Source organism: Burkholderia sp. NRF60-BP8 (assembly GCF_001522585.2).
Lineage (GTDB): Bacteria > Pseudomonadota > Gammaproteobacteria > Burkholderiales > Burkholderiaceae > Burkholderia.
This window is the reverse complement of sequence record NZ_CP013374.1, coordinates 243,249-269,921: the sequence shown is the minus strand read 5'-3', so window position 1 is coordinate 269,921 and position 26,673 is coordinate 243,249. Positions and strand designations below refer to the sequence as shown.

Here is a 26,673-nt window from a genome sequence, read left to right as displayed (position 1 = left end):
TACCGAAATTGGACAACCCCGTCATCCCCGACTCGTCGCTGCATGCGCATCACGCGCACTGGGCGAAACTGCGCCGCGACCTGCATGCGCATCCCGAGTTGCGATTCGAAGAACACCGGACGGCCGACGTCGTCGCCCGCGAGCTCGAGGCGCTCGGCTATGCGGTGTCGCGCGGGCTCGGCGGCACGGGCGTCGTCGCGAGCCTGCCCGGCGCGGATCCGCGCCGCGGCATCGTGCTGCGCGCCGATCTCGACGCGTTGCCGATCCACGAAGCCAACGACTTCGCGCATGCATCGTGCACGCACGGGATCATGCACGCGTGCGGCCATGACGGCCATACCGTGATGTTGCTCGGCGCCGCGCGCGTGCTGAAGGCGCTGCCGCAGTTGCCCGGCACCGTTCATTTCGTGTTTCAGCCGGGCGAAGAGGGCGGCGCGGGCGCGCGCAGGATGATCGATGACGGGCTGTTCGAGCAATACCCGACGGAAGCGGTATTCGGCATGCACAACTGGCCCGGATTGCCGGCCGGGCATTTCGGGTTGCGCACCGGCCCGATCATGGCCGCGGGTTCGCGCTTCAGGATCACGGTGACGGGCAAGGGCGCGCACGCGGCACAGCCGCATCTGGGCATCGATCCGGTGCCGCTCGCGTGCTCGATGGTGCTGCAGTGCCAGACCATCGCCGCGCGGCACAAGGACCCGGTGGATCCCGCGGTCATTTCGGTCTGCATGTTCCATGCGGGCACGACGGACAACGTGATTCCCGACACCGCCGAGCTGCGCGGCACGATCCGCACGCTGTCGTCGGCATTGCAGCAGAAGCTGCAGCGCGACGTGCGGCTCGCGTGCGAGGGGCTCGCGGGGGCCTATGGCGCGCAGGTCGACGTGGAGTTTTTCCAGTACTACCCGGCGACGGTCAACACGCCGGCCGAGACGGCGCTGTGCGAAGCGGTGATTCGCGACACGTTCGGCGACGCGTGCGTCGACCGCGACGTACCGCCGAACATGACGTCCGAAGACTTCGGCTTCATGCTGGAGGAGCGGCCGGGCGCGTACGTGCTGATCGGCAATGCGCGGGACGGCGCGGCCGCTCCGGCGCTGCACCACCCGAAATACGACTTCAACGACGACATCATTCCGGCCGGCGTCCGCTATTGGGTCGCGCTGGCGCAGCATTACTTCGCGCGATCGCCGTGATGCGTCGGGGCGGCGTGGAAACCGGTGGACGTCAGGTCGATCGGGTGCCGCGTCCGGGGCACGCGTGCTTCCGGATCGTCGTGCGCCCAGGCCAGCCGGCGAGAACCGTGCAATCCATCGTCGCTTCGATGTGATCGCCGCGTATTTTTTCCGACGTGCCGTGTTGCACGACTACATTATTCGACAGGACTACTTGATGAACCAGGAACCTGAAGCGAAGGAGCAAGGCGCGACGTCGGCGCTTCGCTACCGCAGATTCACCGCGGCGGACGTCCCCGCCGCCCATGCGCTTTCCAGCGCGCTTCGCTGGCCGTTCCGGGCGGAAGACTGGCAGTTTTCCGCTGAAACGTCGACCGCGTTCGCGGCCGAGGAAAACGGCGTGGTCATCGGCACGGCGATGTGCTGGAAGTACGGTGCGGACCGCGCGGCGATCGGGCATGTGATCGTCTCCGACGCGCATCAGGGCCGGGGCATCGGCCGCAAACTGATGGAGACGCTCCTGGACGAACTGGGTCCGCGCATCACGTTTCTGCACGCGACGCCGGCCGGTCGGCCGCTCTACGAGAAACTGGGGTTCACCGTGTGCGGATCGCTGAGCCAATATCAGGGCAACGTGGATCGACCCGCCGCGATTGCCGTGCCCGACGGCGAGCGGTTGCGTGCCGGTTCGCCGGCCGACTGGCCGCGCCTGGTCGAACTCGACGCGCGTGCGTCCGGCCTCGAACGCGACGCGCTGTTGTCCGCGTTGCAGACGCGGGGAGAAAGTGTGGTGCTCGAACGCGACGGCGAGGTCGTCGGTTTTTCGGTGCTGCGGCGCTTCGGTCGCGGTGACGTGATCGGGCCGGTGGTCGCGCCGCGTTCGAGCGACGATGCGCGCGCGAAAGCGCTGATCGGCTATTGGCTGACGAAACGCGACGGCGAATTCGTGCGTATCGATGTGCCTGACGGGAGCAGCTTGCCGGGCTGGTTGAGCGAACAGGGACTGAAACAGGTGGATACCTGTTCGAAGATGGTTCGCCATGCGCCGGCCGCCGCGCACGGCGGTGCGGCCGATCCGACAGTCGGACTGTACGGGCTGGTCAGTCAGGCGATGTTGTAGCCGTCGGCCGCCGCCGCACCCGACGCATTCAGCGCGCGCGGCCCAGTTGCTCGTCGATCGTGCGCGTCAGCGGCGACTGAACGTCGCCGGTGTGCCGGGTCTGCACGGGCTCGATCAGCACGATCCAGCATTCGTCGTCGGCGATCGGATTGTGCTGCGTGCCGCGCGGCACGACGTGCATCGAGCCGGCGGGCACGTCGGCGACGCGACCGCCTTCGTACTGGATCCTGAGGTGACCGCGCACGACGAAGAACAGCTCGTCTTCGTGCGCATGGTCGTGCCACACGAGCTGGCCGCGTACTTTCGCGACTTTCACGTACTGATCGTTGACCTGCGCGACGACCTTCGGCGACCAGTATTCGGATACGTCGGCGAAAGCGGCTTCGAGGTCGAACGATTCGGCAAACGGAAGGGCGGGCAAGGTCATCTCTTCTCCAGTGGGCTGTTGTACGCAGTCGAAATCGAAACCGGCGGACTGCCGGGCGCCGATCGGCAGGACCAGCCGATTATATTGACGGCGCCGCTTCGCTGCTGGACGTGCGGACGCCGCGCACGCGGCGACGCCACCGCGTGGCCGCGTCGCTGGCGACTGCATGGCGGCCAAATGGACGAACCGGCCGGGCGCGGCCGGTTCGACGGCCCGGCGATCGCCTGCGCCGCCGCCCGACGCATGAACGCTCGGCATCTCACTCAACGCGCGAGCGCAGCCGCGAAGTCGCGATACGTCCGCAGCGGGCGGCCGAGGATCGCGGTCAGCCGCTCGACGTCGCCGGCCTCCGGCACCATCCCGTCGCTGACGTAGCGCTCGGCCATCAGCCGCATTTCGTAGGCCATCCATTTCGGCATGAACTGCGCCAGATTGCGTTCGAACGGCGCGGGATCGTCGCCGCCATACGCAACCGGCCGACCGAGCGTGTCCGACCAGATCGACGCCAGTTGCGGGCCGGTCAGCGTGTCGGGCCCGACCAGGTTGAGGGTTTCGACCGGCAGCTTGCCCGGCGCGTCGTTGCGGCGGATCAACTCGATCGCCGCGACTTCGGCGATATCGCGCACGTCGACCATCGCGACGCCCTTGCCGCCGATCGGCATCGGGTACACGCCGTGTCCGACGATCACGTCCTTGACCATCGATTCGTTGTCCATGAAATACGCGGGTCGCAGGATCGTCGCGCTGAACCCCATCTGCTCGATCATCCGCTCCGCGCCGGATTTCACCGCGAAGTGCGGCACGTTCACGAAGCGGTCGGCATGGAGGACCGACAGATAGACGGCGCGCTCGATGCCCGCTTCGCGGGCGAGGTTCAGCGCAATCAGCGCCTGCGTGAATTCGTCGCCCGCGACGCCGTTGAGCAGGAACAGCGTGCGCACGCCGGAGAAGGCCGCCCGCAGTGCATCGACGTCGAGCATGTCGCCCTGCGCGACGGTCACGGCCGCCGGAAAATCGGCCTTGGCCGGATCGCGCACCAGCACGCGCACGTCGGCGCCGCGATCGACGAGTTGACGGACGACCTGGCGGCCCACGCGGCCGGTGGCGCCGGTAACGAGAATGGTCATGATGTTCACTCCTGAGGTAACGATGGGATGGACTGCCCACGTAAATTAGGTGATCCACTCATGATCCGGAAGATGTGATAAATAGACATGCCGTCTCACTGGTGGAACACATGGACCTGCTCGCTCTCGCCGATTTCAATCTCGTCGCCCGCCATGGCAGCTTCGGCGAGGCCGCGCGCGTCGCGGATCGCCCGAAGGCGACGCTGTCGCGTCGGGTCGCGGAACTGGAGAACAGTCTGTCGCTGCGCCTGCTCGAGCGCGGCGCGCGCGGCGTGAAGCTCACGCAGGAAGGGCGCGCGCTCTACGAGCGGACGGGCGCGCTGCTCGCGGAGCTGGCCGACAGCGCGTCCGCGATCGCAGCGGGGAGCGAGCGGCCGCGCGGCCGCCTGCGGATCAGCGCGCCGATGCTGTTTTCGCAGTTCGCGATGGGGAAGCTGGTGGCGACGTTCGCGCTGAGATACCCGGACGTCCGGCTGGAGGTGACGACCGAAGACCGGCCCGTCGACATGATCGAAGAAGGGTACGACCTCGTGATCCGCGTGAATCCGAACCCGGACGAGAGCCTGATCGGGCGCGTGATCCTGCGCGACCGGCTGGTCGTCGTCGCGACGCCCGAACTGGCGCGGCCGAGCGGCGGCGCACCCGCGCCGGCCGTGGTTCGCGGCGCGCACGACACCCGTGCCGCATGGGAGGTCACGGGCGTGGCCGGGATGGAGCGCATACCGGTCGAGCCCGTGGCGCGGCTGTCGTCGCTGAGCATGGTGCGCGATACGGTCCGCCTCGGCTTGGGCGCGGCATGCCTGCCGATATCGCTCGTGAGCCGCGACCTCGCCGCCGGCGCGCTCGTCAGTTGGGGCGACGTGCCGGGCTCCGATATCGCCCTGTGGGCGTTGTATCCGTCCAGGCGATTATTGAGCGCGCGCGTGTCCGCGTTTCTCGATCACCTGAAGGACGCGTTTCCGTCAGGCGAGCCGGAAGAACTGGCGGCGTATATCGAACCCGGGCAGTGAAACGACCGCGGGCGCGGCAGCGCACGCGCATCGCCACGGTGTCCCGAGCGGAATGCCGTCGCGATCGGCAGCGCGCGTGCCGCCACCGGTCCGATTCGAACCGCGGCGTTCACGCCGGCTCCGTCTGCGCGCAACACACGCGGTTCCTGCCTTCGCGCTTGGCGCGATAGAGCGCCATGTCCGCCTGATGCGCCAGCGCGTGCACGGACGCATGTCGCGCGCGCCGGCCGGTCGCACAGCCGATGCTGACGGTGAATGGCGGAACGGTCTCCGCAAACCCGTCGAGCCGGTTGCGTTCCACCTCGCGGCGAATCGCGTCGGCCACCTGCGCGGCGCCGTTTTCGTCCGTATCGGGCAACACCGCGACGAATTCCTCGCCGCCGTAGCGCGCGGCGAGGTCGCCGCGCCGTCGCGTATGCGTGCGGATGCATTCGGCGAGAAAGCGCAGCGCGGTGTCGCCCAGCGCGTGCCCGTGCCGGTCGTTGTACTGCTTGAAGTGATCGGCGTCGATGAACAAGACCGACAGACTGCCGCCGCTGCCGCGCTGCAGCCGCGCCCATTCGTCGGCCAGCGCGGTATCGAGCGCGCGACGATTGCGCAGTCCGGTCAACGGATCGGTGCGCGTGAGATCGGTCAGCAGCGTCTGCTTGCGGAAGTTGTCCCGCAATGCGAAGGCAAGCAGCCAGACCGCCGCGCAGAACGATGCGCCGATCACGGATGCCGACACGCCGACCGTCCACGACAGGCGCCGGACGCCGGCCAGCACGTCGCTCTCGGCCGGCGCGACGACCGCGATCAGCGGCGTGCCCGGTATCCGCTGATAGGTATACAGCCGCACGATGCCGTCGATGCTCGAGCGCGCCGGATAGAAGCCCGATTCGCTGTTCACCATCCGCTTGAAGGATGTCGAGCGACGCAGCAGGTTCATCTGGCCGTCGTTCAACGACGGGTTTCTCGCGAGGATCGTGCCGTCCGCGCGCACGATCGCGCTGACCCCGTTCGGCCCGACGTCGAGGCGGGACAGCAACTGCTCGAAGTAAGCGAGATCGACGGCGACGACCGCGATCCCGTCGAACGTATGGTCCGGCCGCTCGATGCGCCGCGACAGCGCGATGGATTCCTTGCCGCCGCGCGAGCGTGCGCGATAGGGCTGGGAGACGTAGAGCCCGACGTTGTCCGCATCGCGATGGACCTTGAAGTAGTCGCGATCGGCGAAGTCCCACCGGTGGGCCGTGCTGCAGCATCCGTCGATCAGCCGGCCGCGACTGTCGGTCACGCCCATGCCGGTCACGAATTGCGCGGCGGTTCGCTCGAACAGCAGGTCGTGCCGCAGCCCGGCGTCCATCCGCTGGACGTCCGGCTTGCCGAGATCGGCAGCCAGCGCGATCAGCGCGTTGTTCGACGTTTCGACCGTGCTCGCGATCTGGCTCGCGAGCACGGCCGCGACGTTGCGCGACGTCTCGTGCGCATGCTCGACGACTTCGCTGCGCGCCACCCACAGCGTCACCGCGCTGATCGCGAGCGTCGCGAGCGACATCAGCGTGCCCAACGCGCCGACGACGAACGGGTGGCGTCCGGCCCAGTCGGCGATTTTCTCGATCGAAGTGAATGCGGGCATGCTCGCGCTCGTTTTGAGATGCCGGCTGCACGTGCGCCGGCGCGGGTCCAATCCCGGTTAACGGCACGGTTAACGAAAAATCGAGGCCGGCATGGCCGCCCGTCGACGATCCCGGCCCGGTTCGGCGACGCAAACGTGTGCGGCCGTGCGGCGATACGGCCCGAGCGCGGCCCGGACGCGCGCGGATCGCGTGGATTGATAACGCTGCTGCATCAATCGTTCCAAAAATTGCACTTATCGTTTGACCGATCCCGCGCCAACATGCCGGAAAACGACAATCGACCAGTCCCTCCCGCGTATTCCAGGATTTTCAGGAGACACCCCGATGCATCCCTCGTCCCGCCTTCCGGCCGAACGCTCGAAGGCCGCCGCGATCTTTCGCGTCACGGCCGGCAATTTTCTCGAGCAGTTCGACTTCTTCCTGTTCGGCTTCTACGCCACGCAGATCGCCAACGTCTTCTTCCCCGCGCAAAGCGAGTTCGCGTCGCTGATGATGACCTTCGCCGTGTTCGGCGCCGGCTTCCTGATGCGGCCGCTGGGCGCGATCGTGCTGGGCGCGTACATCGACGAGGTCGGCCGCCGCAAGGGCCTGATCGTCACGCTGTCGATCATGGCGAGCGGCACCATCCTGATCGCGTTCGTGCCGGGCTACGCGACGATCGGGCTGCTCGCGCCGGTGCTCGTGCTGATCGGCCGGCTGCTGCAGGGCTTCTCCGCGGGCGCCGAACTGGGCGGCGTGTCGGTCTATCTCGCCGAGCTCGCGACGCCGGGCCGCAAGGGCTTCTTCACGAGCTGGCAATCGGCCAGCCAGCAGGTGGCGATCGTCATCGCGGCGGCCCTCGGCTTTGCGCTCAATCAGTGGCTGAGCGCATCGCAGATCGCCGCGTGGGGATGGCGCGTGCCGTTCTTCGTCGGCTGCATGATCGTGCCGTTCATTTTCCTGCTGCGCCGCAACCTGGAGGAAACCCAGGAGTTCAAGGCCCGCAAGCATCGTCCGGGCATGAAGGAAGTGTTCGGTACGCTGGTCCAGAACTGGGGCGTCGTGATCGCCGGCATGATGCTGGTCGCGATGACCACCACGAGCTTCTATCTGATCACCGTCTACGCGCCGACCTTCGGCAAGACGGTGCTGCATCTGAGTACCGCCGACAGCCTGCTCGTGACGCTGTGCGTCGGCGTGTCGAACTTCGTGTGGCTGCCGATCGGCGGTGCGCTGTCCGACCGGATCGGCCGCCGGCCGCTGCTGGTCGGCATGACGATGCTCACCGTCGTGACCGCCTACCCGGCGCTGTCGTTCCTCGCTCACGCGCCGTCGTTCGCCAACATGCTGCTCGTGCTGCTCTGGCTGTCGTTCATGTACGGTATCTATAACGGCGCGATGGTCGTCGCGCTCACCGAAGTGATGCCGGTGCAGGTGCGCGTCGCGGGCTTCTCGCTCGCGTACAGCCTCGCGACGGCCGTGTTCGGCGGCTTCACGCCGGCCATCTCGACCGCGCTCATTCACGCGACGGGCGACAAGGCCGCACCCGGCTACTGGATGAGCTTCGCCGCCGTGTGCGCGCTGCTCGCGACGTTCGCGCTCTATCGTCATCGCACGGCGACGTTGACGCCCGCGCATTGACGCCGAGCTCGTCCGGAACGCTCACTCACACCCACCCATCCGCACGACCACGACCATGAGAAACCTGCTCCTGAAATTCTGCGCGACCGCGCTCGTCGCCACCGCGGCGGTCGCGGCCAATGTCCAGGCCGCCGAACTGCACGTGATGAGCTCGGGCGGCTTCACCGCCGCCTACAAGGTGCTCGGCCCGCGGTTCGCGTCCACGACGGGCAATACGCTGGCCACCGCGCTCGGCCCGTCGATGGGCAAGTCGCCCGAAGCGATTCCGAACCGGCTCGCGCGCGGCGAGCCCGCCGACGCGGTGATCATGGTCGGCTACGCGCTCGACGATCTGATCAAGCAGGGCAAGGTCATCCCCGAATCCCGCGTCGAGCTGGCCGACTCGCGCATCGGCATGGTCGTGCGCGACGGCGCGGCCAAGCCCGACATCAGCACCGCCGACGGCCTCAAGCAAGTGCTGCTGCACGCGAAATCGATCGCCTATTCGGACAGCGCGAGCGGCGTGTATATCGAACGCGAGCTGTTCAAGAAGCTCGGGATCGAAGAGCAGGTGAAGTCGAAAGCGAAGATGATTCCGCGGATTCCAGTGGCGTCGGTCGTCGCGAACGGCGACTACGAAATCGGCTTCCAGCAGGTCAGCGAGCTGCTGCCCGTCAAGGGCGCGACCTTCGTCGGCAAGATTCCCGAATCGCTGCAGTCCGTCACGCGCTTCGCCGCCGGCATCCCGGTCGGCGCGCAGCATCCGCAGGAAGCGAAGGCGCTGCTCGACTATCTTGCGTCGCCCGACGTGCAGGCCGACGTGAAATCGACCGGCCTGGATTCCGTATCCGCGCATTGAGCCCGATCGACGGGAAGGCGCGCATCAGATCGTCTTCCCGTCGCGACCGCCGCCGTCTGCCGCGGCGCTGTCTTCATCGGCCCCGTCCGGCAAGGACGGCCCGGCCGCCGCGAGCCGCTGCACGAGACGCGACCGGTCGCACGCCCCTTCCCACGACGACACGAAAATGACCGCGCACGCGTTGCTGATCACGCTGGTCAGCGCGCGCGCCTCCGACATGAAGCGATCGATGCCGACCAGCAGCGCGACCCCGGCGACGGGCAGGTCGGGCATCACGGCGAGCGTCGCGACCAGCGCGACGAGCCCGCTGCCGGACACGCCGGCCGCCCCCTTGGACGTGACCAGCATGATCGCGAGCATCGCCGCGACCTGCGGCGCGGAAAGCGGGACGTCGCAAGCCTGCGCGATGAACAACGCCGCGAGCGTCAGATAGATCGCGGTGCCGTCCAGATTGAACGAATAGCCGGCCGGCAGCACGAGCCCCACGACGCCTTTGTCGCAGCCGAGCGCTTCCAGCTTGACGATCAGGCGCGGCAGGACCGGCTCCGTGGACGACGTCGCGAGCACGATCAGCAACTCTTCGCGCAGGTAGCGCAGCAGCCGCCACAGCGCGAAGCCGTGCAGCCGCGCGAGCGGGGCGAGCACCAGCGCGACGAACAGCACGCAGGCCACGTAGAACGACACCATCAGCTTCGCGAGCGAGCCGACCGAGCCGATGCCGAAGCGGCCCACCGTGAACGCCATCGCGCCGCATGCGCCGAGCGGCGCGAGCCGCATGATCATCGCGAGCACGCGAAACACGACCTGGGCGATGCCGTCGATCAGCGCGAGCACGGGCCGCGCGGCGCGCGGATGCGCATTCAGCGAGAAGCCGAACAACAGCGACAGCAGCAATACCGGCAACACTTCGCCGGTCGCGAATGCGCCGAGCATCGTGTCCGGAATCACGCCGAGCGCGAACGCCACCAGGCTGCGCGGCTCCGCATGCTTCGCATAGGGCGCGAGGAGGCTCGCATCCAGATGACGGGCGTCGATGTGCATGCCGGCGCCCGGTTGCAGCGCGTACGCGGTGACGAGCCCGAACGCGAGCGCGGCGGCCGTCAAGAGATAGAAGAGCGCGAGCGCCCGCACGATCGTGCGGCCGATGGCCCGCCCGTTCGACAACGACGTGATGCCCGACACGATCGTGCAGAAGACGATCGGCGCGATGGTCATCTTCACGAGCGCGACGAAGGCGTCGCTGAGCGGCTTGAGCATCGCGCCCGCCGCCGGCCACACGTGACCGATGCCGATGCCGAGCATCATCGCAAGCAGGACCTGCACGTAAAGCGATTTGAACAGCCGGGTCCACCTCACGATGCCGTCTTCCTTCGTTTGCGTTCCGTCGTCGTCATGCCGATGCGCCGCCGCCGCCGGCGTCGCCGCGCTTCGCGTTCTTCGCATCGACGACCATCCGGTAAAACGCCTCGGCGGCCGGCGTCAGCGAGCGCCCGCGCCGCTTGACGATGCCCACGCGCCGCTTCACGGCCGGCTCGACGAGCGGCACGCTCGTGAGGACAGGGTGGTCATGCCCCGGCATCGCCATTGACGGCACCGCGGCGACGCCGAGGCCCGCCTCGATCAGCCCGAGCAGGGTCGTGACGTGGCGCGCCTCGCACACGCTCGGCTTGCGCGGCGCGACGGCGGCCAAGGCCTGGTCGAGCAGCAGGCGGTTACCGGAAGTCTTGTCCACCGAGACGTAATCGTGTTCGTACAGTTCGTTCCAGGTCGCGCGCTTCTTGCGCGCGAGCGGGTGGTCGCGGCGACAGGCGGCGACGAACCGTTCCTGGAGCAGGACCTTGAACTCGATCTCCGCCTCCTGGCTGCCGATGAAGCTCACGCCGAAATCCGCCTCGCCGCTGATCACGGCGCCGAGCACGTCGTTGGCGCCGGCGTCGAGCAGCTTGACCCGGATGCGCGGAAAGCGCCGATGATAGCGGGCGATGATGGGCGGCAGGAAATAGTAGGCGACCGACGGCACGCATGCGATCGTCACATGGCCGAGGCGGCTCGACGACACGTCGCGGATGCCGAGCAGTGCGGCGTCGAGATCGTCGAGCAGTTGTTCGGCGCTCTGCGCGAACACGCGGCCGACGGTGGTGAGCGCGACGCGGCGCGTGGTGCGCTCGAAGAGCCGCACGCCGAGCGCGTCTTCGAGCTTGTCGATCCGGCGGCTCAGCGCAGGCTGCGAGAGGCTGACCGCTTCGGCGGCCTTGCGGAAACTGCCCGTTTCCACGACCGCACGGAACGCCTGCAAGTCGGTCAAATCGAAATTGATGCCCACCGGTCTCTCTCCACCACTCAGATGCGCAGCATTGTGCATGATTCCGTCCGCGCCATGCGTGGCGCGTCGTCCGGGCGGCAGCGTCGGCGCGGCGCTGTGTGGCGCCCGGCCGGCGTCTCGCGGGCCGCGCCGCGAATCGATCGTCCCGACGCCGCATCCTGATGTACCGTATCGCTTTCGCCCCGACAACGATTCAGCGCTGGCGCCGGCCAGTCAGGCGAGTCGCTCTCTTCAACGGATTCCAGCATGCGCATTCCGCCGCTCAAGGCCATCATCGCATTCGAAAGCGTCGCCCGGACCAAAAGCGTCAACCGTGCGGCGGAAGAGCTCGGCCTGACCGCGTCCGCCGTGAGCCATCAACTCAGCAACCTCGAATCGCAGATCGGTCAGCCGCTGTTTCAGCGTTCGGGGCGCGGCCTCGTTCTCACGCCGACCGGCGAACGCTACCTGGCCGACGTCACCGGCTCGCTGGCCGACCTGAGCCGCGCGACCGAGCGCGCATCGAGCCGCACCGAAGTCGACATCCTGCGCGTGCACTCGAGCCCGAGCTTCGGGCTGATGTGGCTGCTGCCGCGGCTGTCGTCGTTTCAGGAGGCGAACGGCGACATCCAGCTGAACCTCGCGTGCTCCTACGAAAACGTGTCGTTCTCGAACGGCTTCTACGATATCGACGTCCGGCACGGCTACGGCAACTGGGACAACCTCGAGGTCCGGACCGTGCGCGGCGAGTTCATCGCGCCGCTCGCGTCGCCGCGCTATCTCGAGCGGCACCCGGTGAACGCGCCTGAAGACCTGCTCGCGCACCGGCTGATCTATTCCGAAACCCCGCTGGTCCAGTGGAAGCAGTGGTTCGGCCGCGCCGGCGTGCCGCTGGCGGCCCAGAAGACCTTCGATTTTTCGTTCGATCGTTCGTACATGTCGCTCGAAACCGCCGCGCTCGGCCTCGGCATCGCGCTCGAAAGCCTGATGCTCGCGTCGGTGAAGATCCGCGAAGGGCTGCTGGTGCCGGTCTTCGACGCGACCCATGCGGTCGAAGTCGGCGCGCATCATCTCGTTTACCCGCGGCAGAACGCGGAGCTGCCTCGCGTGAAGCGCTTCCTGGCGTGGATCGAACGGGAGGTCGCGGGTCACGACGGGGCGAGCCAGGCAGCGCGGCCGCCGGCGCATCCGTGATTTTGCATCGCAGCATCGGCGACGGGCCGCGCGCCGTCACCTGAAATTTTCTCAGCTATGGCTGAACGTTTCCGCGTTGATGCGGGTGTCCGGTGAGGGGACACTCCGGGCAACACATCAACACAGGAGACATGCGATGTTGCTCGATAACAGGACCATCATCGTGACCGGCGCCGCATCGCCGCGCGGGATCGGCAAGGCCACGGCCAGCGCGCTGGCCGCGCACGGCGCACGCGTGGCGATCCTCGACCTTCGCCGCGAAGACGCGGAGGCCGCCGCCGCCGAGCTCGGTCCGGATCATCTCGGCCTCGCGTGCGACGTGACCGACCACGACGCGTGCGTGGCCGCGGCCCGCGCGGCGCTGGCGCACTTCGGCCGCATCGACGGCCTCGTGAACAATGCCGGCATCACGCAGCCCGTGCGCACGCTGGATATCTCGGCGCGCGACTTCGATGCGATCGTCGACGTGAACCTGCGCGGCACGCTCTACATGTCGCAAGCGGTGTTGCCCACGATGAAGGCGCAGCGCAGCGGCAGCATCGTCTGCATGTCGTCGGTGTCCGCGCAACGCGGCGGCGGCATTTTCGGCGGCCCGCACTACAGCGCCGCCAAAGCCGGCGTGCTCGGCCTCGCGAAGGCGATGGCGCGCGAATTCGGCGCCGACCGCATCCGCGTCAATTCGATCACGCCGGGCCTGATCCAGACCGACATCACCGGCGACAAGCTGACGCCCGACATGCGCGAGGACATCGTCAAGGGCATTCCGCTCGGCCGGCTCGGCGATGCCGCCGATGTCGCCCATGCGTGCCTGTTCCTGCTGAGCGACCTGTCGAGCTATCTGACGGGCGTCACGCTCGACGTCAACGGCGGAATGCTGATTCACTGACAACGGCGCCGCCCGAAGCGCGGCGCCGACCCTCATGCACCCGGGACAACCCGGGGCCATGGCAGGAGACAAAGATGAGAGCAAAGTACCCCGCACCGCCGGTCCACGGCGAGCCGCTGCAACGGGACGACGCGCAGACGTTCGAAGCGGCCACCTACGCGAAGGTCGCCCGCCGGCTGATCCCGTTCCTGATGTTGTGCTATCTCGGCGCGTATCTCGACCGTGTCAACGTCGGCTTCGCGAAACTGCAGATGCTCAACGACCTGCGCTTCAGCGAGACGGTCTACGGGATGGGCGCAGGCATCTTCTTCCTCGGCTATTTTCTGTTCGAGGTGCCGAGCAACCTGATCCTGCATCGCGTCGGCGCGCGCCGCTGGCTCGCGCGGATCATGCTGACCTGGGCGGCGATCTCGGCGAGCTTCGTGTTCGTCAAGTCGCCCACCGCGTTCTACGTGCTGCGGTTTCTGCTCGGCGTCGCCGAAGCCGGCTTCGCGCCGGGCGTGATCCTGTACCTCACGTACTGGTTCCCGTCGGCGCGGCGCGCGAAGGCGCTGTCGCTGTTCTTCATGGCGATTCCGCTCGCCGGGATCGTCGGCGGGCCGCTGTCGGGCGCGATCATGCATTCCCTGCACGGCACGATGTCGATGGCGGGCTGGAAGTGGCTGTTCCTGCTCGAGGCGCTGCCTTCGTTCGTGCTCGGCTTCGCGATCCTGCTGTATCTCGACGACGGCATCGCCGGCGCGAAATGGCTGACCGATGCCGAAAAAGCCTTGCTGGCGCGCAACGTGTCGGCCGATGCCGAACACACCACCGCCCACCTGTCGATTCGTACGTTCGTCGCGGACCGCCGCCTGTGGCTGATGGCAGCGATCTACTTCTGCGTGGTGCTCGGCCAGTACGGCCTCACGTTCTGGCTGCCGACGATCATTCGCAAGGCCGGCGTCGCCGATCCGCTGTGGGTCGGCCTGTTCACCGCGATTCCGTACGCCTGCGCGATCGTCGCGCTGCCGCTGATCGGCAGCAGCGCGGATCGTCGCCGCGAGCGCCGCTTCCATCTCGCGGTGCCGATGCTGGTCGCGGCGGCGGGTTTCGCCACGTTGCCGATGCTCGGCAGCGTCGGCGCGTCGATCGTATGCCTGAGCATCGCGTCCGCCGGCATCCTCGCGTCGTCGTCGCAGTTCTGGTCGCTGCCCACCGCGTTGCTGGGCGGGATGTCGGCGGCAGCGGGCATTGCCGCGGTCAACTGCTTTGCGAACCTCGCGGGTTTCTTCTCGCCGGCGATCGTCGGCTGGCTGAACGACCTGACCGGCAAGTCCACCGCGGGGCTCGTGTTCATCTCCGTCGCGATCGCGGCCGGTGCGCTGCTGGTGTTCCTCGTGCCGCGATCCGTCAATCGATGAATCGATTGGCATTCCTTCCGACCCGATACAGGAGCTATCGATGGATACCGAAACCATCCATGAAGCGGTCACGCTCGCCGAGCGCGCGTACCGCATCCGTAGAAACGCCGTGCTGATGGGCGAAGTGCAAGGGCAGGGCTATGTCGGCCAGGCGCTCGACATCGCCGACGTGCTGGCCGTCGCGTATTTCGGCGGGATGCGCTATCGCGCCGACGATCCCGAATGGGAAGGGCGCGACCGCTTCCTGCTGTCGAACGGGCACTATGCGATCGCGCTGTACGCGGCGCTGTTCGAAGCCGGCATCCTGCCGGCCGCGGAACTCGAAACCTACGGCAGCGACGATAGCCGCCTGCCGATGTCCGGGATGGCGAGCTACACGCCCGGCATGGAAATGTCCGGCGGCTCGCTCGGACAGGGCCTGACGATCGCGGTCGGCCGTTGTCTCGGCCTGAAGCGCAAGGGCTCCGATGCGTTCGTCTACACGCTGTTCTCGGACGGCGAGCTCGACGAAGGCGCGATCTGGGAAGGGCTGATGTCGGCCGCGCACTGGAAGCTCGACAACCTGATCGCGATCGTCGACGTGAACAACCAGCAGGCCGACGGCCCGTCATCCCAGGTCATGGCGTTCGAGCCGCTGGTCGACAAGCTCGAGGCGTTCGGCTGGTACGTGCAACGCATCGACGGCAACGACATCGACGCGGTGAAGCGTGCGTTCGACCAGGCGCGCCGGCATGGCGCACCGCAGCCGCGCATCATCGTCTGCGACACGAAGATGGGGTGCGGCGTGCCGTTCCTCGAAGCACGCGAGAAGAGCCATTTCATCCGGGTCGATGCGCACGAGTGGCAACTCGCGCTCGACGCACTCGAAGCAGGGAGGCATGCATGAGCACCGTCGACAACAAGCCGCGTCTGAAGACTTCCGCGATGATCGCGTCCATCGCGGCGGAAGGGCAGGCGACCCGCTCCGCACCGTTCGGCCATGCACTGACCGAACTTGCCCGCACGAACGGCGACGTGATCGGGATGACGGCCGATCTCGGCAAGTACACCGACCTGCACATCTTCGCGAAGGCCTTTCCCGAACGCTACTACCAGATGGGCATGGCCGAGCAACTGCTGATGGGAGCCGCCGCCGGGTTCGCGCACGAAGGCGCCCAGCCGTTCGTCACGACCTATGCGGTGTTTGCCACGCGCCGGGCGTACGACTTCATTCATCAGGCGATCGCCGAGGACAATCTCGACGTGAAGCTGGTGTGCGCATTGCCGGGGCTCACGACCGGCTACGGGCCGAGCCATCAGGCCGCCGAGGATCTGGCGCTGATGCGCGCGATGCCGAACATGACCGTGATCGACCCATGCGACGCGCTGGACATCGAACAGATGGTGCCGGTCATCGCCGCGCACAAGGGGCCGGTGTACGCGCGTTTGCTGCGCGGCAACGTGCCGGTCGTGCTCGACGAATACGATTACCGTTTCGAACTCGGCAAGGCCAAGCTGCTGCGCGACGGCAACGACGTGCTGCTGATCTCGTCCGGGATCATGACGATGCGCGCGCTCGAGGTAGCGAAGGCGCTCGAGGCCGATCGCGTCGACGTCGCCGTGCTGCACGTACCGACGATCAAGCCACTCGACACGGCGACCATCGTCCGCGAGGCCGCGCGCAAAGGGCGCATGGTCGTCGTCGCGGAGAACCATACGGTGGTCGGCGGGCTCGGCGAAGCGGTCGCGACCGTGTTGCTCGGCGCCGGCGTCGCGGTCCCGTTCCGGCAGATCGCACTGCCGGATGCGTATCTCGCCGCGGGCGCGCTGCCGACGTTGCACGACCGTTACGGGATCTCGGCCGGTGCGATGCGCGCGAATATCAGGTCGTGGCTCGGATGAGCGTTCGGTCGTTCGACACCTGCGTGTCGCTGCGCAACGAGACCTCGCCGGTCGGCGATGCGCCCGGCAGTCAAATACCGACCAGTGCGCGGCGGTTCGAGCGCCGACGAGCGACCCGGCTGCCCGCGCACGGCAACCCGATGCGCCGGCGTGCGCGGGCAACCGGGCCGTCGCCGATAGCAACCGCAATCCGCGTCACGCGTGTCGGCGTGCGCGCGGTGCGTTGTCCAAAGCGCGGCTCGGCGCGGCTCGATTTCGTCTCACATAACGGTCCGACACGACCGACCGTCGCTGGATCCATGCGAGCGCGAGTTCGAGCGCCTGGTCGCATGCTTCGCGGGTATCGGCGAAGTCGCCATCGACGCCGAGCGCCCGGGTTTCGCCGTCGCGATCCATGAGGATCGCCGTCGCCGAATAGCGGCCCGTCTCCGTATCGGTCACCACGGCCCGGACCGCATAGCCGCCATGTTCGATCGTCGTGTGGGTATGCATCGGATGCCTCCTGCAGGAAATGCGAGATGGGCGACGACTCGCCGGCGCAGCACGTCACGCCGCGAGCGCAAGCGCGGGAGGTCCACCCGACGGCCGACGCGGCGCAAGCCGCGCGGACCGCGGGTCGACGAAATGCTCCCGCGCGTCCACTTACCCCGCGGTCACCGCGATCCGCCGCGGCTTCGCTTCCTCGCGTCGCGGGATGCTCAATTTCAGCACGCCGTCGCGCAGTTGCGCGTCGATCCGCGACACGTCGAAATCCGGGCTCAGCGTGAATGCGCGCGAGAAGTGCGGATGCTGCACTTCACCGTGTTGCAGACGCAAGCCCGCCGGCGTCGGAACGACGGCCTCCGCGTCGATGGCGAGGTTGCCGTCGTGCACGCGGACGTCGAGCTTGTCGCGCGGCACGCCCGGCAGGTCCGCGTACAACGTGATGCCGTGCGCGTCCTCGACGATGTCGACGGCCGGCGCAATCCGCGTGCGCGGCGTGTCGCGCTGAGCCGATTCGCGGTTCGTCACGGCCGTTCGCGTATCGGCCGGACGGGTGGTCAGTTCGGTCGTGTTCGTGTCACTCATGATGTCCTCCGTCATGCGTTCGTGACGTCGTGCTGTTTACTGGACGGTAATGGCCCGCGGCTTCGATGCTTCCGACTTGCCGACGCTGATCGTCAGGCAGCCGTTCGTATAGCGTGCCTCGATCTTGTCGGGGTCCGCGTGCTGCGGCAGTTCGACCACGCGGCGGAACGCGCCCATGAACCGCTCGTTCGCGTAGACGCGTCGTTCGTCGTCGGTCGTGCCGTCGTCCGGAGGCGTACGCTCGCCGCTGATCGTCAGCAGCCGGCGATCGACGGAGATGTCGATCTTCGCGGGGTCGAGACCCGGCGCGAACGCGACGATCTCGATCGTGTCGTCGGTGCTGCCGATATTGACCGGGGGAAATGCACCGGGACGCGGCGCGCGCAGACTGGCCGGAAAGCCCGTGAACACGCTGGCCATCTGCCGTTGCAGGCGGTCGAATTCCGCCAGCAGGTCGGTGGGGAAGAAGATATCGCTCATGACTGGCTCCTGTTGTGCCCCTGCGAAGGGACGAACCGGACCACGCGCTCCAGTTCGTCCATCCGCGAGAAGCTCGCTGACTAACAAATCGAAACACGCAGCGCGTCAACCGCGACTGCCTTGAGCGATACCTAAAATAGGATACGTCGAGTGAATTTCAAGGGGGGGAGGGTGTCATTCCGACCGCCCCGTCGATCGCATTCAGCGGTCGAACGGACGGCGCCGAGTCGTAGCCGGCGGGCCGCATACGAAGCTTTCAAATCGAAAGATTCGCTGGTGCCGCAGCCACCGGGGCTTGCCTGTCGGCCTCGTTCAGAAGCACGGCGCGACATCGACGTGCCGTGCGCCGCCGCCCTTATACATACCAATCCAGCGTCTTCACGATCCCCGTTTCGAAGCTCTCCACCGGCCGCCATTGCAGTTCGCGGGCGAGCTTCCCCGCGTCGATCGCATAGCGCCGGTCGTGACCCGCGCGATCGGTGACGAATCGCACGAGGCGCGCATGCGGCGCGTGTTCGGGCCGTCGCGCGTCGAGCAGCGTACAAATCAGCGCGACGATGTCGACGTTGCGCCATTCGTTGCAGCCGCCGACGGTGTACGTCTCGCCGACCGTCCCGCGCCGGATGACTGCGTCGATCGCGCGGCAATGGTCGTCGACGTACAGCCAGTCGCGCACGTTCGCGCCGTCGCCGTACACGGGGATGTCGGTGCCTTCGATGCAATGACGGATCACGGTCGGAATGAACTTCTCGCCGTGCTGGCGCGGCCCGTAATTGTTCGAGCAGTTCGTCGTGGTAACGGGCAGTCCGTACGTATGGAAATAGGCGCGCACGAGATGGTCCGAGCTTGCCTTGGTGGCCGAGTACGGAGAATTCGGCGCATACGGCGTCGTTTCGGAAAACGGCGGGTCGTCGGGGCCCAGCGAGCCGTACACCTCGTCGGTACCGATATGGTGAAAGCGGCGGCGCGCGTGAGCGTCGGCCTTGCCCAGCTTTTGATCGTTCAGCCACAGCTGGCGGCATGCATCGAGCAGCGTCCAGGTGCCGAGCACGTTCGTGCGGACGAATTCGCCGGGACCGTCGATCGAGCGGTCGACGTGGCTTTCGGCCGCGAAGTGGACGACGGTGTCGATCGCATGGTCGCGCAGCAGCGACTCGACGAGCGGTCGGTCGCAGATGTCGCCGAGGACGAACCGATGACGATCGGCGCCCGGCAGGTCGTCGCCGAGATTGTCGAGGCTGCCCGCATAGGTCAGCAGATCCAGCGTGGTGACGCTGATCTGCGGATCGCTTTCGAGCAGATGACGCACGAAATTGGCGCCGATGAAACCGGCGCCGCCCGTCACGAGAACATGTTTCGGTCGATAGCTCATGTGGGTTGCTTCCAGGTGGCAAACACTTCGGTGAGACCCGCGATCCACGAAGGCGATTCGACCCCGAAGTGTTCTCGCAGGAGGCTGCAGTCGAGCGCGGAGTTCGCCGGTCTCGGCGCAGGCAACGGATAGGCGTCGGTCCGGATCGGTCGGACCCACGGCACGCGATCGATGAGGCCGGTGCGCCGCGCATCGGCGAAGATCGCTTCGGCGAAGCCGTGCCACGTGGTCACGGGCGTGCCGCACAGGTGATAGGTGCCCCAGCGCAGCGCTTCGCCGGCCCGGTATCGCGCCGCGATCGTCAGCAGCGCGTCGGCGATCGCACCGGCATGCGTCGGCCCGCCGTACTGATCGGCGACCACGCCGACGACCTCGCGCTCGCGCGCCAGGCGCAGCATCGTGCGCACGAAATTGCTGCCGTGCGCGCCGAACACCCATGCGACTCGCAGAATCAGATGACGGTCGGGCAGCCGCTCGCGCACCGCTTCCTCGCCCGCGAGCTTGCTCCGGCCGTACGCACCGAGCGGCGCGACGGCGTCGGTTTCCGCATACGGGCCGGGCGTGCGGCCGTCGAACACGTAGTCGGTCGACAGATGAATCAACGGAATCCCGAGTGCGGCGCACGCGTCGGCCAGCACGGCCGGCCCGTCGCGGTTCGCGCGCCAGGCTGCATCGGGCTCGGCCTCCGCGCGATCGACGGCGGTCCATCCGGCGGCATTGATCACGAGTTCGGCCCGGTGTTCGTCGAGCGCGCGGCGCACCGCGCCTGCATCGACGATGTCGAGCGCGGCGCGCGACAGCCCGACGAGCGGCTGCCGACCCGCGCGCAGCACCAGTTCGCGGCCGACCTGGCCGAGCGCGCCGGTCACGACGATCGTCATCGCGCCTCCCCGTATGCCGGCAGCAGCGTCGGCGCGCCGGCGGCCAGCTCGGCGAGCGGAGGCTGCCGACGATCCTTGTCCGACAGCTGATACGGCGCGCCGGCATCCGGCCAGTCGATGCCGATCTCCGGATCGTCCCAGCGCACGCCCGCATCCGAATCGGGATCGTAGTACTGCGTGCACTTGTACGCGAAGTCGGCCTCGTCGGACAACACGCAAAAGCCGTGTGCGAAGCCAGGCGGAATCCATAGCATCCGGTGCGATACGTCGTCGAGCCGCGCACCGAACCAGGAGCCGAAAAACGGCGAGCCGCGCCGGATGTCGACGGCGACGTCGTACACCGCCCCGCGCGCCGCGTGCACCAGCTTGCCTTGCGGATTCACCCGCTGGTAGTGCAGCCCGCGCAGCACGCCGCGCCGCGAGCGCGACTGGTTGTCCTGGACGAAGGTCGCGTCGACGCCTGCGTCGCGCAGCCAGCTTGCCCGGAAGCTTTCGACGAAAAAGCCGCGTGCATCGCCGAACACGCCGGGCTCGATCAGCAGCACGCCGGGCAACGGCGTTTCGATCACGCGCGTCATGCCGCAACCTCCTTGCTCAGCAGATCGAGCAGATAGCGGCCGTAACCGCTTTTCGCGAGCTTGTGGGCGAGCGTTTCGAGCTGCTCCGCATCGATCCAGCCGAGCCGGTACGCGATTTCCTCGGGACACGCGATCTGCAGGCCCTGCCGTGCCTGCATCACCTGGATGAAATTGGCCGCGTCGAGCAGCGATTCGTGCGTGCCGGTGTCGAGCCATGCGTAGCCGCGCCCGAGTATCTCGACGTTCAGCGCGCCGCGCGCGAGATACGCGAGATTCAGGTCGGTGATTTCCAGTTCGCCGCGCGCCGACGGTCGCACGGCCTTCGCGAGTTCGACGACGTCGTTGTCGTAGAAATAGAGGCCGGTGACCGCATAGTTCGACTTCGGCTCGCGCGGCTTCTCCTCGAGGTCGATCGCGCGGCCATCCGCGTCGAACGACACGACGCCGTAGCGCTCCGGATCGCGCACGTAATAGCCGAACACGGTCGCGCCGGTCGTCCGCGCGGCGGCCTGTTGCAGCAGCGACGACAGCGCGGGCCCGTGATAGATGTTGTCGCCGAGCACGAGCGTCGCCGCGTCGCGACCGATGAACGGCGCACCGATCACGAACGCCTGCGCAAGACCGTCGGGGCTCGGCTGCACCGCATACGAAAAGCTCATGCCCCACTGGCCGCCGTCGCCGAGCAGTTGCCGGAACGCGTCGAGATCGCGCGGCGTCGAGATGATCAGCACGTCGCGGATGCCGGACAGCATGATCGTGCTGAGCGGGTAATAGATCATCGGTTTGTCGTACACCGGCATCAATTGCTTCGACACCGAATGCGTGAGCGGATGGAGCCGGGTGCCCGAGCCGCCCGCCAGAATCAGTCCTTTACGGCCAATCGCTGTTTGCATGAGGTCCCTCGCTGCAAGAGGAAAAATGCGTGCGTGATACGCGGAATACACCGAATGCTTCGATTGCACCGACTGCGCCCGATGGCCGTCGATACCCGTGCGCGCGCGGCTACGGCTGCTCGGCGCCCCCGGCGTGAATCGCACGGAATACGATCGCGAAGCCGAACGCGTACAGCGCGGCGATCACCGCGAAGCCGGCGGCCGTCGCGCGGTCCGGGTCGTCGATCACGTGCAGGATCACCGACGCGATCGCGATGCCGACGAGCGAACCGATCTGCCGGCTCGCGTTCAGCGACGCGGCGGCAAGATTCGCGTCCGCGGCATCGGCCGACTGCATCACGACGAGATTCATCGCGGGAATGGCCTGCCCGGCGCCGAAGTTCGCGAGGCCGACCGCGACGGCCAGCACCGGATACGGCATCGCCGAGACGCCGACGAGCGCCACGCTGCCGAGCGCGGCGAGCGCGAGCCCGACGAGCAGCGTGCGGCGCGTGCCGAGCCGGGCGCTGACCTTCGCGGACGCGAGATTGCCGATGCCGAACATCGCCATCAGCGGAAACAGCTCGAAGCCGGCGACGAGCGCGCTCGCGCCGCGCACGTTCTGCAAATAGAGGCTCAACAGAAAGATCTCGGCGAGAATGCCGAAGTTGATCGCGAGGCCCAACGTGCTGCCCGCGACGAAACGCCGGTTCGCGAGCAGCGCCGGCGACAGGATGCGCGAGTGCGCGTAGCGCTCGCGCAACGCGAATGCCGCGGTGGCGGCCAACGTCGCGGCCACGCCGGCGACGATCGACGGCGAGCGCCAGCCGGCGCTGGGCCCTTCGATCAGCGTGAAGCTCAGCGCGGCGAGCGCGAGCGCGCCGAACAGATGGCCGAGCGCATTCAACGGGCCGGGATGACGCGGCGCCCGCGCGATATGCCGGTACGTGAGCCACAGGCCGGCCGCACCGACCGGCAGGTTCACCCAGAAGATGCCGCGCCAGCCGATCGCGTCGACCAGCACGCCGCCGACGCAGGGGCCGAGCGCCATCGCGGCCGACACCAGCGCGCCCCAGATGCCGATCATCCGCGTGCGCATCGGCCCCGGCGGGAACGCGAGCGTGAGCAGGCTCAGCGAACTCGGCATGAAGAGCGCCGCGCCGACACCCTGTGCGAGGCGCGCCGCGACCAGTGCGCCGCTGGACTGCGCGGCCGCGCACAGCACCGACGCGCCGACGAACAGCGCGAGCCCGGCGACGTAGACGGCCTTCGACCCGTAGCGGTTCGCGAGCGCGCCGCCGAGCAGCAGCAGCGCGGCGAAGCTGAGCGTGTACGCATCGACGACCCACACCAGCGCGGTCAGCGACATCGACAGGCTGGTTTCCATGGCCTTCAGCGCGACGTTGACGATCGTCACGTCGAGCATGGCCATCACGAAGCCGCACGCGAGCGCGACCATCACGAGCACGGGGCGCGCCGCGGCGGATGGGTAGGCGCCGGCGGCCGGCGTGGCGCTCCCGCCGCTCATGCGGCTCTCCCGCCAAGGTACAGGCGTCGCATCTCGTCGCTGTCGAGCAACGCGGCCGCGGAGCCTTCGAGCGCGACGCGCCCCATCGTCAGCACGATGCCGCGATCCGCGATGCGCAGCGCTTCGATCGCATTCTGCTCGACCATCAGCACGCCGATGTGCTCGGTGTCGCGCATCCGGACGATCGCGTCGAACACCTCGTCGACCATCTTCGGCGACAGGCCGGCCGACGGCTCGTCGAGCAACAGCAACACCGGGCGCGGCATCAGTGCACGCGCGAGCGACACGATTTGCCGCTCGCCGCCGGACAAGGCGCCCGCGAGCGAGCGGTAGCGACGCCGCAGGACCGGGTACTGCTCGCACAGCTCGTCGATCCGCGCCTCGCGCGGAAACGCGGACATCGACTGGCCGCCGAGCATCAGGTTTTCCCGCACGGTCAGCGACGCGAACACGTTGTCGGTCTGCGGCACGAAGCCGATCCCGTACTCGCGGATCTTTCGATGAACCGGCACGCGTGCCACGTCCGTGCCCTGGATCGTCACACTGCCCGCGCGCGGCAGCACGAAGCCCGCGATCGCCTTCAGCAGCGTCGATTTTCCGCAGCCGTTCGGGCCGAGGATCGTCACGATGTCGATGGCGCCGACCGCGAGCGACACGCCATGCAGGATGTCGACTTCGGGCGTATAGCCGGCGACGAGTTCGCGCACGTCGATCATGACGCCTCCAGCGGACGAGGGGCGGCATGGGCACGCCCGAGATACGCGTCGAGTACGCGACGGTTGCGCTCCAGCTCGGCCGGCCGGCAGTTCGCAATCGTCACGCCACGGTCGAGTACGATGCAGCGATCGCACAGCTCGCGGATGAAATGCATGTCGTGCTCGATGACGACCAGCGTGACGCCCGTTTTACGAATCCGTTGCAACTCGTCGATCAGTTCGCCGCGCAGGTTCGGGTGCACACCGGCGGTCGGCTCGTCGAGCAGCAGCAGTTTGGGCTCGGTCATCATCGCGCACGCGATGCCCAGCAGCTTCTTCTGGCCGCCGGAAATCGACGCGGCGGAGAGGTGCGCGACGCCGGACAGTTTCAGTTCGTCCAGCAACGCGGCGGCGCGTGCACGGGTATCGGCGTCGAGCGCGCGCGTCGCACGGCCGCGCCAGAGGGCGGCGGCGATGCCGTGGCGGGCGGACGAAGCCGCCATCGCGAGTTCGAGCACCGACATGCGCGCGGGCATCGACGGCAACTGGAACGTGCGGCGTACGCCCAGTCGCGCGATCGTGTGCGGCGACAGCGTGTCGATCCGCCGACCGTCGAAGCGGATGGCGCCCGCCGCGAGCGGCGCGAAGCCGGTGATCGCATTGAGCGCGGTGCTCTTGCCGGAGCCGTTCGGGCCGAGCAATCCGACGATCTCGCCGCCGTCGACCGACAGCGTGACCCCGGACAAGACGACGTTCTCGCCGTAGCGGATCGTCACGCCGTCGAGATCGAGCAGCGCGCTCATGGCCGCGCCTCCAGGCGTTCGGGTACGAGCCCGTGCGGCCGCCACAGTACGCACGCGAGCAGCATCACGCCGACCAGGCCTAGCCGCACCGCGCCGGTCAGGTCGCTGCCGACGTCGAGCCAATCCTTGAGAAACGGCGCGAGCGCGTAGACGGCCTGCACGATCAGCGTGCCGACCAGCACGCCCAGGTGGCTGCCGAGGCCGCCGACCATCACGACGGTCCAGAGCGCGAAGGTCTCGGACGCGATCATCGCGTCCGGCCCGACATAGCCGATGTACCACGCGGCGAGCGCCCCGGCCAGCGCGGCGGGAAGTGCGCCCGCGATGCATGCACGCGTCTTCAGCGCGAGCGGATCGTAGCCGAAGCAGACCGCGAGCGCGGGTTCTTCGCGCATCACCTTCAGCGCCCGGCCGAAGCGGCTCGCGGTCAGGCGCCGATACGCCGCATAGGTGAGCGCGAGGCAGCCGGCCGTGACCGCGAGGAACGCGAGATCGGCCCACGGCGCGCGCAGCCCGGGGAACAGCGGTGCGATCCCACCGATGCCTTGCGCGCCGCCGGTGAGCCAGCTTTCGTTGAGCGCGATCGTGCGCAGGATCTCGGCGATCGCGAGCGTCGCGATCCCCCAGTAGTCGGCGGAAAGCTGCCGCCCGAGTCGCGCGACGACGATCGCCAACGCACCCGCGGCGGCCAGCGCGAGCGCCAGGGCCGACGGCAACGGCCAGCCGAGCTGCGACGCGATGCCGGCCGCGTACGCGCCGAGCCCGCTGAACGCAATGAAGCCGAAATTGACGAGTCCCGCATAGCCGGCCTGCAGGTTCAACCCGAGCGCCATCGTCGCGTACAGGCAGCCGACGGTCAGCAGATGGATGACGAAGCTAGACACGCCGCACCTCCCGATCGAAGATGCCATAGGGCCGGAAAATCAGTGCGGCGAGCAGGATCGCGAACGACACCGCGCCGACGTACTCGACCGGAAAGAATTGCATCGGCCGGTCGACGAGCCCGCCGAAGTCGACGTTCAGTGCGAGGGTTTCGGCCACTGCGATCAACAGCGCGCCGGCCGCGGCGCCGAGCGGGTTGCCGAGACCGCCCAGGATCGCCGCGGAAAACACCGGGATCAGCAATCCGTAGCCGAGATTCACATGCACGCTCTCGGTGGCGCCGAGCATCGTGCCGCCGAGCGCCGCCAGCACGCCGCTCGCGAACGTGATCACGTTGGTCACGCGCGTCGCGTCGATGCCGGTCGCGAGCGCCAGCGCGCGATTCGACGCGAGCGCACGCATCGCCCGCCCGAGCCCGGTGCGGTACAGCAGCGCCGCGAAGATCGCGAGCGCGCCGGCGCCGCATGCGATCGAGCCCAGCTGCGGCATGGACAGCGCGACGCCGGCAATCACCATCGGCGGATGCACGTCCTGCGCATACTGCTGCGGCCGCGAGCCGGCGACGCCGAGCACCAGCGCGACCGCGAGCATCGAGATCGCGAGCGAGCCGATCATCGCTACCGCGCTGCCGGAGCGCAGCAGCCGCGCGAAAACGAGCAGGTTCAGCAGCGTCGCGGCCGTGCCGACCAGCGCGCAGGACACGGCCGTCGCGAGCGCGAACGGTAGCCCGGCGCGTTCCAGCCAGAGCGTCGCGAATGCGCCCAGCATCGCGTACTGCACATGGGCGATGTTGGGAAAACGGATCAGCGAATAGAGCGTCGACAGGCCGACCGACACCAGCAGCAGATCGGCGGTGCGAATCAATACGTCGACAATGAATGACAGCATGGCGGTGTCCTCGGGTTCGTCCAGGCG

Annotated in this window: 27 protein-coding genes; 10 read left to right on the top strand and 17 right to left on the bottom strand. The window is 67.8% G+C overall.

Annotated features, from left to right (window positions below):
* The first annotated feature begins 8 nt into the window (after positions 1 to 8).
* Together WS54_RS30930 and WS54_RS30925 are read left to right on the top strand one after the other, a co-directional pair.
* Positions 9 to 1,196 (top strand): M20 aminoacylase family protein, encoded by a 1,188-nt coding sequence (locus WS54_RS30930; protein ID WP_059779852.1) that lies wholly within the window; start codon positions 9 to 11, stop codon positions 1,194 to 1,196.
* 196 nt (positions 1,197 to 1,392) lie between these two features.
* A complete protein-coding gene (locus WS54_RS30925; protein ID WP_059779996.1) occupies positions 1,393 to 2,295 on the top strand; it encodes a GNAT family N-acetyltransferase in 903 nt (300 codons plus the stop codon).
* A gap of 28 nt (positions 2,296 to 2,323) precedes the next feature.
* Here the strand turns inward: WS54_RS30925 and WS54_RS30920 are convergent, their stop codons facing one another.
* Complete coding sequence (locus tag WS54_RS30920; RefSeq protein ID WP_034209128.1) at positions 2,324 to 2,722, bottom strand: cupin domain-containing protein; 399 nt, start codon at positions 2,720 to 2,722, stop codon at positions 2,324 to 2,326.
* A 263-nt stretch (positions 2,723 to 2,985) separates the two neighbouring features.
* Positions 2,986 to 3,849: an SDR family oxidoreductase gene (locus tag WS54_RS30915; protein WP_059779855.1), complete on the bottom strand. Its 864-nt coding sequence runs from the start codon at positions 3,847 to 3,849 to the stop codon at positions 2,986 to 2,988.
* 110 nt (positions 3,850 to 3,959) lie between these two features.
* On the opposite strand from WS54_RS30915, the gene WS54_RS30910 reads away from it, so the two are divergent.
* Positions 3,960 to 4,859, top strand: a complete 900-nt coding sequence (locus WS54_RS30910; protein ID WP_059779857.1) for a LysR family transcriptional regulator — start codon at positions 3,960 to 3,962, stop codon at positions 4,857 to 4,859.
* A 109-nt stretch (positions 4,860 to 4,968) separates the two neighbouring features.
* Here WS54_RS30910 and WS54_RS30905 read toward each other — a convergent pair whose 3' ends face one another.
* Positions 4,969 to 6,477 (bottom strand): GGDEF domain-containing protein, encoded by a 1,509-nt coding sequence (locus WS54_RS30905; RefSeq protein ID WP_059779997.1) that lies wholly within the window; start codon positions 6,475 to 6,477, stop codon positions 4,969 to 4,971.
* Positions 6,478 to 6,802: 325 nt separating this feature from the next.
* Here WS54_RS30905 and WS54_RS30900 point away from each other — a divergent pair, with 325 nt between their 5' ends.
* Complete coding sequence (locus WS54_RS30900) at positions 6,803 to 8,098, top strand: MFS transporter (RefSeq protein WP_059779859.1); 1,296 nt, start codon at positions 6,803 to 6,805, stop codon at positions 8,096 to 8,098.
* Positions 8,099 to 8,153: 55 nt separating this feature from the next.
* Positions 8,154 to 8,936, top strand: a complete 783-nt coding sequence (locus tag WS54_RS30895; protein WP_034209133.1) for a substrate-binding domain-containing protein — start codon at positions 8,154 to 8,156, stop codon at positions 8,934 to 8,936.
* Between the two features lie 24 nt (positions 8,937 to 8,960).
* Here the strand turns inward: WS54_RS30895 and dctA are convergent, their stop codons facing one another.
* Both dctA and WS54_RS30885 read right to left on the bottom strand, forming a co-directional pair.
* Positions 8,961 to 10,292, bottom strand: coding sequence for a C4-dicarboxylate transporter DctA (dctA, locus tag WS54_RS30890; RefSeq protein ID WP_059779998.1), 1,332 nt, complete (start codon positions 10,290 to 10,292; stop codon positions 8,961 to 8,963).
* 34 nt (positions 10,293 to 10,326) lie between these two features.
* Positions 10,327 to 11,259, bottom strand: a complete 933-nt coding sequence (locus tag WS54_RS30885; RefSeq protein ID WP_059779861.1) for a LysR family transcriptional regulator — start codon at positions 11,257 to 11,259, stop codon at positions 10,327 to 10,329.
* A 246-nt stretch (positions 11,260 to 11,505) separates the two neighbouring features.
* Between WS54_RS30885 and WS54_RS30880 the strand changes: the two genes are divergently transcribed.
* From WS54_RS30880 to WS54_RS30860, 5 genes are all read left to right on the top strand, one after another.
* Entirely contained in the window at positions 11,506 to 12,432 is a 927-nt protein-coding gene (locus tag WS54_RS30880) for a LysR substrate-binding domain-containing protein (RefSeq protein WP_059779863.1), read from the top strand.
* 136 nt (positions 12,433 to 12,568) lie between these two features.
* Positions 12,569 to 13,318, top strand: a complete 750-nt coding sequence (locus WS54_RS30875; RefSeq protein ID WP_059779866.1) for an SDR family NAD(P)-dependent oxidoreductase — start codon at positions 12,569 to 12,571, stop codon at positions 13,316 to 13,318.
* Positions 13,319 to 13,392: 74 nt separating this feature from the next.
* A complete protein-coding gene (locus WS54_RS30870; RefSeq protein WP_059779868.1) occupies positions 13,393 to 14,718 on the top strand; it encodes an MFS transporter in 1,326 nt (441 codons plus the stop codon).
* A 40-nt stretch (positions 14,719 to 14,758) separates the two neighbouring features.
* The gene (locus WS54_RS30865) at positions 14,759 to 15,604 is read left to right on the top strand and encodes a transketolase (RefSeq protein WP_059779870.1); all 846 of its coding nucleotides are present in this window, start codon (positions 14,759 to 14,761) and stop codon (positions 15,602 to 15,604) included.
* Positions 15,601 to 16,599, top strand: coding sequence for a transketolase family protein (locus WS54_RS30860; RefSeq protein WP_059779872.1), 999 nt, complete (start codon positions 15,601 to 15,603; stop codon positions 16,597 to 16,599). Before WS54_RS30865 ends, WS54_RS30860 begins: the two co-directional genes overlap by 4 nt.
* 195 nt (positions 16,600 to 16,794) lie before the next feature.
* Here the strand turns inward: WS54_RS30860 and WS54_RS30855 are convergent, their stop codons facing one another.
* The 12 genes from WS54_RS30855 to WS54_RS30800 form a co-directional block, all read right to left on the bottom strand.
* A complete protein-coding gene (locus WS54_RS30855) occupies positions 16,795 to 17,091 on the bottom strand; it encodes a hypothetical protein (RefSeq protein ID WP_059779875.1) in 297 nt (98 codons plus the stop codon).
* A 150-nt stretch (positions 17,092 to 17,241) separates the two neighbouring features.
* Entirely contained in the window at positions 17,242 to 17,667 is a 426-nt protein-coding gene (locus tag WS54_RS30850) for an Hsp20/alpha crystallin family protein (RefSeq protein WP_034209481.1), read from the bottom strand.
* Positions 17,668 to 17,703: 36 nt separating this feature from the next.
* Positions 17,704 to 18,147, bottom strand: coding sequence for an Hsp20/alpha crystallin family protein (locus WS54_RS30845; protein ID WP_034209141.1), 444 nt, complete (start codon positions 18,145 to 18,147; stop codon positions 17,704 to 17,706).
* Positions 18,148 to 18,502: 355 nt separating this feature from the next.
* A complete protein-coding gene (gene rfbB / locus WS54_RS30840) occupies positions 18,503 to 19,519 on the bottom strand; it encodes a dTDP-glucose 4,6-dehydratase (protein WP_059779877.1) in 1,017 nt (338 codons plus the stop codon).
* On the bottom strand, positions 19,516 to 20,400 hold the full coding sequence (rfbD, locus tag WS54_RS30835) for a dTDP-4-dehydrorhamnose reductase (RefSeq protein WP_059779879.1): 885 nt from the start codon (positions 20,398 to 20,400) through the stop codon (positions 19,516 to 19,518). Before rfbD ends, rfbB begins: the two co-directional genes overlap by 4 nt.
* Entirely contained in the window at positions 20,397 to 20,978 is a 582-nt protein-coding gene (gene rfbC, locus WS54_RS30830) for a dTDP-4-dehydrorhamnose 3,5-epimerase (protein ID WP_059779881.1), read from the bottom strand. Before rfbC ends, rfbD begins: the two co-directional genes overlap by 4 nt.
* The gene (rfbA, locus tag WS54_RS30825) at positions 20,975 to 21,871 is read right to left on the bottom strand and encodes a glucose-1-phosphate thymidylyltransferase RfbA (protein WP_034209145.1); all 897 of its coding nucleotides are present in this window, start codon (positions 21,869 to 21,871) and stop codon (positions 20,975 to 20,977) included. The genes rfbC and rfbA overlap by 4 nt, the downstream gene beginning before the upstream one ends.
* A gap of 109 nt (positions 21,872 to 21,980) precedes the next feature.
* The gene (locus tag WS54_RS30820) at positions 21,981 to 23,378 is read right to left on the bottom strand and encodes an MFS transporter (RefSeq protein WP_034209146.1); all 1,398 of its coding nucleotides are present in this window, start codon (positions 23,376 to 23,378) and stop codon (positions 21,981 to 21,983) included.
* Positions 23,375 to 24,094 (bottom strand): ABC transporter ATP-binding protein, encoded by a 720-nt coding sequence (locus WS54_RS30815; RefSeq protein ID WP_059779885.1) that lies wholly within the window; start codon positions 24,092 to 24,094, stop codon positions 23,375 to 23,377. Before WS54_RS30815 ends, WS54_RS30820 begins: the two co-directional genes overlap by 4 nt.
* Positions 24,091 to 24,876 carry an ABC transporter ATP-binding protein gene (locus WS54_RS30810; RefSeq protein ID WP_059779887.1) on the bottom strand — a complete coding sequence of 262 codons (786 nt, stop codon included), beginning with the start codon at positions 24,874 to 24,876 and terminating at the stop codon, positions 24,091 to 24,093. Before WS54_RS30810 ends, WS54_RS30815 begins: the two co-directional genes overlap by 4 nt.
* Complete coding sequence (locus WS54_RS30805) at positions 24,873 to 25,760, bottom strand: branched-chain amino acid ABC transporter permease (RefSeq protein ID WP_082725005.1); 888 nt, start codon at positions 25,758 to 25,760, stop codon at positions 24,873 to 24,875. Before WS54_RS30805 ends, WS54_RS30810 begins: the two co-directional genes overlap by 4 nt.
* A complete protein-coding gene (locus WS54_RS30800; RefSeq protein ID WP_059779891.1) occupies positions 25,753 to 26,646 on the bottom strand; it encodes a branched-chain amino acid ABC transporter permease in 894 nt (297 codons plus the stop codon). The genes WS54_RS30805 and WS54_RS30800 overlap by 8 nt, the downstream gene beginning before the upstream one ends.
* Positions 26,647 to 26,673 lie beyond the last annotated feature (27 nt).